The sequence below is a fragment of the Sulfuriflexus sp. genome, assembly GCF_032250955.1.
Lineage (GTDB): Bacteria > Pseudomonadota > Gammaproteobacteria > AKS1 > AKS1 > Sulfuriflexus.
The window spans coordinates 1-6,672 of record NZ_JAVVES010000096.1 but is presented as its reverse complement, the minus strand read 5'-3'; the positions used below and the strand labels follow the sequence as shown (position 1 = coordinate 6,672).

Here is a 6,672-nt window from a genome sequence, read left to right as displayed (position 1 = left end):
GCAGGCGTATATATAGCAACCTCTGAATATATAGCTCTCACTAAGGGAAAAAGGTGGAACATGTTTGACGCATTAATGGGCATCGCTTGTTTTGTGACGGCAACCGTAAGCTTTTTGTATGGGACGAGAATATCCTGGGTTTGCGGTAAAAAATGTAACTTTAAAACGGAACCTGAAGATAAAAAACAAACCCTCCACAGCAGTCTGCCAGGCGCCATAACCGTCTACCTGTTCGGGTTTCTGATTGTTTTCAGCAGCCTCACCAATGGCGTTGTGACGATCGTCGTATCGTCACTGACGAGCGCCATATTGCTCGCAAGCCTGGTGGTCTCGATGGCCATGCCTTCGTTGAAGCGTAAACTGTTCAACAAATAACAAAGTGACGCCCGCCAGCCTGGGTTACGACAGGCTGGCGGACTTCAAGCAAAAGTGTCTGCTCATCGAGAATGCTGAACCGTTGAGGCCGGCTGGAAAAAGTAGAGATCAATCTGATTGTCCAAAAGACTCAAAGATGTGTCCATTATTGCGGATCGGCCTCAATCCGGGCAGAATAAGACCGTTATCATCCGGGAAACGACCAATGCATATGGGCAAGTTTCCAGCTGCCAGCTTCGAGAATCCAGTTCTGTGTCTCAAGCCCGCGCGCCCCGAAATAACGGTCCGGTAATTTACCTTTGATCGCAAACTGACGGGTTCTGATTGCCGCACTACCCGTTTCCAGAATCCGGACATCGGTGAAATCCGCCTCCATGTGCTGGAATGCCTTGAGGTCGGGGCCCAGGTGTTTATTAAGGGCATCATCCCTGCCGACATCTTGCGTGCCTTGTTCGTACAAGACGATATCGTCGCTGAACAGGTCCCAAAGGGCCAGGATATTGCGTTCTACAAAAGCTTTATCATAAGAGGCCAGCGCTTTGTGCAAGGCCTCCGATGCCTCTCCCTGCGGTGAGGACGACTGCGCCAAGGCGGGTTGATTGAAACCAAACAAATTCAGGTTGATGCTGTGACCGTAACCGTGCAGTTGAAACATGAGCAGCAGCACGCCGGCGGCGATGAGTCCCTGGTTTGCCCGGATGGCGAAGCGATCAAAAGATCGGGCACGGCGCCAGCCTGCAATAACAGCGACCATAACGACAAGAGCTAGAATCTGGCCGACCTCTACGCCAACGTTGAAAGAGAGGATGCGCAGCACCAGGCCCTGGTCACCGAGGGGCAGTTGTTGCAAGCGCGTGGACAGCCCGAAACCGTGAATAAGACCGAAACCGAAGATGACAAACAGCAGGTTCGGAGAAGGCCGGCCAAGATACTTGTTGAAGCCGTCGAGGTTTTCAAAGCCCTTGTAGCAGACACTCAGGGCGATCACCGCGTCGATGAGATAATAATTGGCTGATATGCCCAGCAGGGTGGCCAGGATGAGGGTGATGCTGTGCCCCAGGGTAAAGGCGGTAATGTATTTCAGAATGCCCCGGAAACTGGTTAAAAAGAAAATGACCCCAAAGATGAAAAGCAGATGGTCGTAACCGGTCAGCATGTGGTTGGCGCCAAGCCAGGCGTATTGCAGGTAGTTGCCATCCAGCATGGTCTGCTGGTCACCTTCGGAGATACCGTGCGCGATCGCAGCGGCCGGCAGCAGCACCAGCAGAACAACGTAGAGGATCAAACGGGAATTTTTGCTATTCATGCAGGTAACCTCGGAATCAGGGTTCGGTTCTTTGGATGTTTCGAAACTTCTGACATCACAACCATTAATCTTAACGTCCGTTCGCTTCGCTCACTCAAGACGCAAAAAACAGCAACGGCTAAATTGGCCGCGGATACAATCTGATCAGGGCTGATAGGTCAATGGCCAAAGACCAAAGTCTTATGGTTAAAGTCTTTCAGTCAGAATCAAATAATCTGGGGTTTTTGCAATGGTTTATCCGATGTTATCAGATTTGATCAGCGGCCAATGCCTTTTGCTTTTCGGCTTTTCAGTAGCCAATCAGAGACTCACTTGAGCAAAGTAGATAACCCGTTTCAATAATTTATTTTGCGCAATTCGGCGCGCATTTGTTCACTGGCCTGTTGCGCCAGTTGCACATCACCCCTGCCCTGCCCGGCTATTTCGTCGCCGACATATTGTTCGAGCACCGAGAAGGACTGGTTGAGCCTGTCGATCCTGCTTTGATAGTCGCTCAGCATGGCGTTGATCTCCGCTGCCAGAGAACTGACCTGGTCGCCGTCGCGCAACTTGATCTGCAGGGTTAAATCACCCTGGTCACGCATTTTTTTCAGATCCTGCTCGATGCGGTAGACACCGCCGACAATCGTTTTCGGGAAAAACAGGCTGGCAAGCGCACCGAGCGCCAGGCTGATCAGGAAGGAGCTGAGCACAGCCGGCAGGAGGAAGTCGAGGAAGTTGCGTGCCTTGATATGAAATGTGCGGTAAGAGGCGGTGACTTCCCGGTCGGAGAAAACATAAAAAATCAAACTGCTCAGCAGCAGACTGATGAACAGCAGCAGACAGATCTTGCCGATCATCCGGAACTGCATATCCCGCTTGATGGAAAAATTCAGCAGCTTGCGTTTATAGCGTTTCTGGGCATTCATGGCAGCGCTCCCGGTTTTTGCAGATTGACCTGTACCAGCTGGTTTCATTTCACAATATCCCGTCAATCAAACATGGTGCTTGGTGAGCTGTTTTTAAACTTGAAATGGCAAGCGACGCAGAGCTTGGTCTTGATCGTCTCGCGCACCAGCATCTTGCCTTCGGAGCCATGGGGATCATGGCAGGTGACGCAGGTGAGCATGCCGTCCACGGTGGGCAGATCGTCAGGAATACGGACATCCCAGCCGCTGTAGAGGCGCACCGGATGCGAGGTGCCCAGGGTTGATTCCGGGTGGCACTGGTAGCAAGCGTTGATCGCCAGGTCCTCAGGGTCTCTCAAGGGGGGATGTTGTCCGGAATCAACCGTCAACTGGAGACTCTCCGTTTCTGTTGCCGACAGATCTGTCAGGCTCAGCCCTTCCAGTTCCTGGAGCTCAACCCAGCCGTAGAAAAGCTGGGGTGTTTCCCAGGCAATGAAGACCGTATTGTCATTGCGATACAGGGAGGCGGTGTTGATCACTTCGTTAACCGGGGCAACCAGACCGTTACTCACATCAACTTGTCCGGCAAGGCCGGAGTCACCCAATTCTTCCGGCTGCAACCCCAGCCAGAGGCTCTGATGGACCTCTCCCCCGACATTTGCTGTTAATGGGCTGACGACAATCCGAAACCGGTAAGAGGTACTTATGTCAGGAAAAGGGATTTTGACCAATTGTTCAAAAACAGGGCCGGTTGCCCCCGTGTAAATTTGTATCTTGCGCCAGAGTTCTTCCTGGGCGACAACCATTCCGGTGACAGTGTCCTTTGACGACTGACTTGCCTGAGTTGACCAGGAGGCCCCCTCCGCCATATGACAACCCAAGCATTGACGTTCCCAGAAGGGAGCATGCAGCTGGCTGTTTGCTATTCCCTGGTTGAAGATCGTGATGTGGCAACGGATACATTCTTCATTGACGGCGTTGTTTTCTGTCTGGTTCAGTGCGGCGATTAATAAGCTGCCAAGCAGCAGGGAAATAACTCCGGCTGCCTGGCAGATAATGAGACATTTTTTATATTGGGAGGCCATTATAAAACTTTCAATGCAGCGACTGAACCAATTGATGCCGTAAGCTCCAGGATTTACTCATCCATAATGTTGAAAACCTGCACCCGGTTGTTGTCTCTGTCCGCAATAACCAGCGTGTCACTGTCGTTGATACAAAGCTGTGCAGGATAGTAGAATTGCCCGTCTTCCCAGCCCATGCCGAACTTGCGCCCCTGGAAACTGCCGTCCCGCCCGACCAGAACCAAACCGCTGCCGTACTGGTCGGACAGGTAGAGCTCTCCCCTGCTGTCAATTGCTATACTGGTCGGAAAATTCATATGTTCCTTGAGACCGCTGCTTAGCAGTTCGAAAGCCTCGGCTCCAGGATTTGCCGCATAGATCGCACCTGCCACGCTGTCGAGCAGGTAGGTAATACCCTGGGAACTGATCGCAAGATCAGAAAAGAAGCCGTGTCCTTCAGGAAGAGGCAGGTGCCGGAGGTAGGTTCCATCAACCTTCAGTACCAGCACCCGTTGCGAAAAGATATCAAGCAGGTTGATGTTGCCGTCCTTATCCAGCTTGAAACTGCGTGGCACGAATGACTTCGGGTCGGGCAGCCCTTTCGGTTCGAGTTTTCCTGCTACCTGCCCGTCACGATCCATTCTGATTATGGTGCGTGACTTACCGTCCAGCACGAAGATGTCACCGGCGGCGTTTGTCTGGGCAATGATCGGCGAGGTGCCCGGCAACGGGAAAGTCGCCTCAGGGGTGAATCCCTGTACAGAGATCGAATAACGGACTACCTGGCTGTTGCCGGTATCTGCAACGACGAACGAGTTGTCGCTGCAGGCCACACCTTCCGGATGATTGAGCGCCAGATCGACATTGTCGACAAAGACGGTGCCCTGGTGCCTTATCTTGGCCGCCGCTGCCGGCGCAGCGAACATGATTCCCAACAAGAATGCAACGATCGTATATTTGAATAAATAGCGCATGGTTTATCTCCGATACTTGGTGTGGCACTGGACGCAAAGGGACTGGATATCCTGGTAGTACAGGAAATGCTTATACTCCGTACCGTGGGTCCGATGGCAACTAAGGCAGTCCAGTGAAACATTGCGATTGCGTGGATCGATGACATCGGGGCCAATCGGGTGAGTCGAGTGGGTCTGCCAATCGTGGCATTGCGCACAGGTATCGACAGTCGACTTTTTTTCCTGCAAAAAGAGGTTATTCGATGCATGTGGCGAATGGCAGGTTGAGCATTCTCCGTCACTGATCGGCTGATGTTTGGTCTGTGAGCGATCCTGACGGGCCAGGGTGTCTGCATGACAGCTTCCGCAGACATCCGCCATCTTGCCCCGCAACAGACCCGGCTCGGAAGACGCATGCGGGGTGTGGCAGTTGATGCAACCGGTTTCGTCGACCAGCGGCCAGTGCAATCGGTTCTTGGCGAAGGCCTCGTTGATCATGTCGTAGTGACAGCCCTGGCAGAGTTCGAAACCAGCCTTCTTCACCGCAAACGGTTGTGCAGAGCCAGGTTCATTGTGACACTGGTTACACATCTGTTTCCGGATCGGTTCATGCACGTTGTCCGCCAGAATTGCTCCGGAATTTGAACCGTGCGGATCATGGCAGGTTGAGCAGCGTGCCTGTTCAACCGGATAGTTCATGTGCCGTAGTTTGAAGCCGCTGGAGCTGGTTTTGTGACAGTTGAGGCAAACAGCGGGCTCCTCCGCCTTCAGAAGGTTGTCGTTGTTTGCCGAAGCATGCGGGTTATGGCACGTCAAACAATTTTTCTTGACCGGTGAGTGCCCGAACTTGTTTAAAGCGATCTTTTCTCCCAGCTCCTTATGACAGTCAAAACAGAGGTCGCTGCCACCCTTCACCAGGTTAGCCGGATTATCGGACGAGTGCGGATCGTGACAGGATACGCAGTTGCCATCGGCGGCCACCTGGTGCGAGCTCACGGCACCTTCGGGAACGACATTGTCATGGCAGTTGTAACAGATCGAATCGGCATCGGCATCAAGCAGCATGCCATGATTGGAAGCGTGCGGATTATGGCAACCTGAACAATCCCCCTGGGCCAGTGGCGTATGAACATGCTTGGCGTTCATCTTGGCGCTGAATGCGGCATGACACGTCAGGCAAAGCTTCCCCTTAGCGCCTGGCTTGAGCTTGAATTTTCCTTCCGCCTGAACGACTGCGGAGAATAAACATAAGGTTAAAACTACCAGGAGCATTACGACGATTAGTTTACGAGATCTCATGTCGGCCACCTCTACTGCTTCTCGACAATGTGGCACGCATCACAGGATCTGGCTGCGAACGGAGCATGCATTGTCGGCTTGAAATATTTTGGATCTTTCGATGCGTGCGGATTATGACAATTCATGCAGTTCATGACCTCGGCAGGGATCGAAAGATGTGCCTCCTGGAAGGACTTGGCCTGCGGTTCATGACATTCGGCGCACAACGCCTGCAGTGGCAGTGTCAGCAACATGTCGAGGCTCCCCGAATGCGGCTGGTGGCAACGCTGGCAATCCCTTTCGGCCGGTGAGTGGCTGTTTTCGTCGGCCATCTTGCTCTGCAGGTCAGTGTGGCAGGCCATGCAGAGGTCGGGGCTTTGCGCCAGCAGCAGAGAAGCGAGCTTCGACTGGTGCGGGTTGTGACAGGCGCTGCACTGTCCGTCTTCGGCCGGTATATGCCGGGCACTTGCCGACAGCATCCGCTCGCCGAAGTCATCGTGACACTCCAGGCAGAGCTGCTTCTGCGGTGTCTTGGTCATGCCCGTGTTGTCGCTGGCGTGGGGATCGTGACAGGTCATGCAGTCGCCGTCTTCATAGGGCATATGAATGGTCGCGGTCTCGTCCTGGAAAAGGTTCTTTTCGTGGCAGGTGGCGCAGAGCTTCTCACCAGTGTCTTTGAGAAACAGCGGGTTGTCGGCGCCGTGACCGAAGTGACAGGCAGTGCATTGGCCGCTCTGCACCGGCTTGTGGATGCTGCTTTTCAGAAACTCGCCCTCCAGGCCGGAATGGCAGGAATAACAGACGGTATC

At 53.3% G+C, this 6,672-nt stretch carries 7 protein-coding genes; 1 reads left to right on the top strand and 6 read right to left on the bottom strand.

Annotated elements, in window-relative coordinates:
• Window positions 1-375 (top strand): hypothetical protein (locus tag RQ738_RS12770; RefSeq protein ID WP_314165655.1); only part of this gene is annotated, 375 nt, incomplete at its 5' end.
• 187 nt (window positions 376-562) lie between these two features.
• Here RQ738_RS12770 and RQ738_RS12765 read toward each other — a convergent pair.
• The 6 genes from RQ738_RS12765 to RQ738_RS12740 form a co-directional block, all read right to left on the bottom strand.
• Window positions 563-1,681 carry a HupE/UreJ family protein gene (locus RQ738_RS12765; protein WP_314165653.1) on the bottom strand — a complete coding sequence of 373 codons (1,119 nt, stop codon included), beginning with the start codon at window positions 1,679-1,681 and terminating at the stop codon, window positions 563-565.
• A gap of 335 nt (window positions 1,682-2,016) precedes the next feature.
• The gene (locus tag RQ738_RS12760) at window positions 2,017-2,589 is read right to left on the bottom strand and encodes a methyl-accepting chemotaxis protein (protein WP_314165652.1); all 573 of its coding nucleotides are present in this window, start codon (window positions 2,587-2,589) and stop codon (window positions 2,017-2,019) included.
• 62 nt (window positions 2,590-2,651) lie between these two features.
• Window positions 2,652-3,653, bottom strand: coding sequence for a cytochrome c3 family protein (locus RQ738_RS12755; protein WP_314165651.1), 1,002 nt, complete (start codon window positions 3,651-3,653; stop codon window positions 2,652-2,654).
• A gap of 53 nt (window positions 3,654-3,706) precedes the next feature.
• Window positions 3,707-4,606, bottom strand: a complete 900-nt coding sequence (locus tag RQ738_RS12750) for an NHL repeat-containing protein (protein WP_314165650.1) — start codon at window positions 4,604-4,606, stop codon at window positions 3,707-3,709.
• Window positions 4,607-4,609: 3 nt separating this feature from the next.
• Window positions 4,610-5,731 (bottom strand): cytochrome c3 family protein, encoded by a 1,122-nt coding sequence (locus RQ738_RS12745; RefSeq protein ID WP_314165649.1) that lies wholly within the window; start codon window positions 5,729-5,731, stop codon window positions 4,610-4,612.
• A 164-nt stretch (window positions 5,732-5,895) separates the two neighbouring features.
• A partial coding sequence (locus tag RQ738_RS12740; protein WP_314165648.1) for a cytochrome c3 family protein occupies window positions 5,896-6,672 on the bottom strand: 777 nt, incomplete at its 5' end.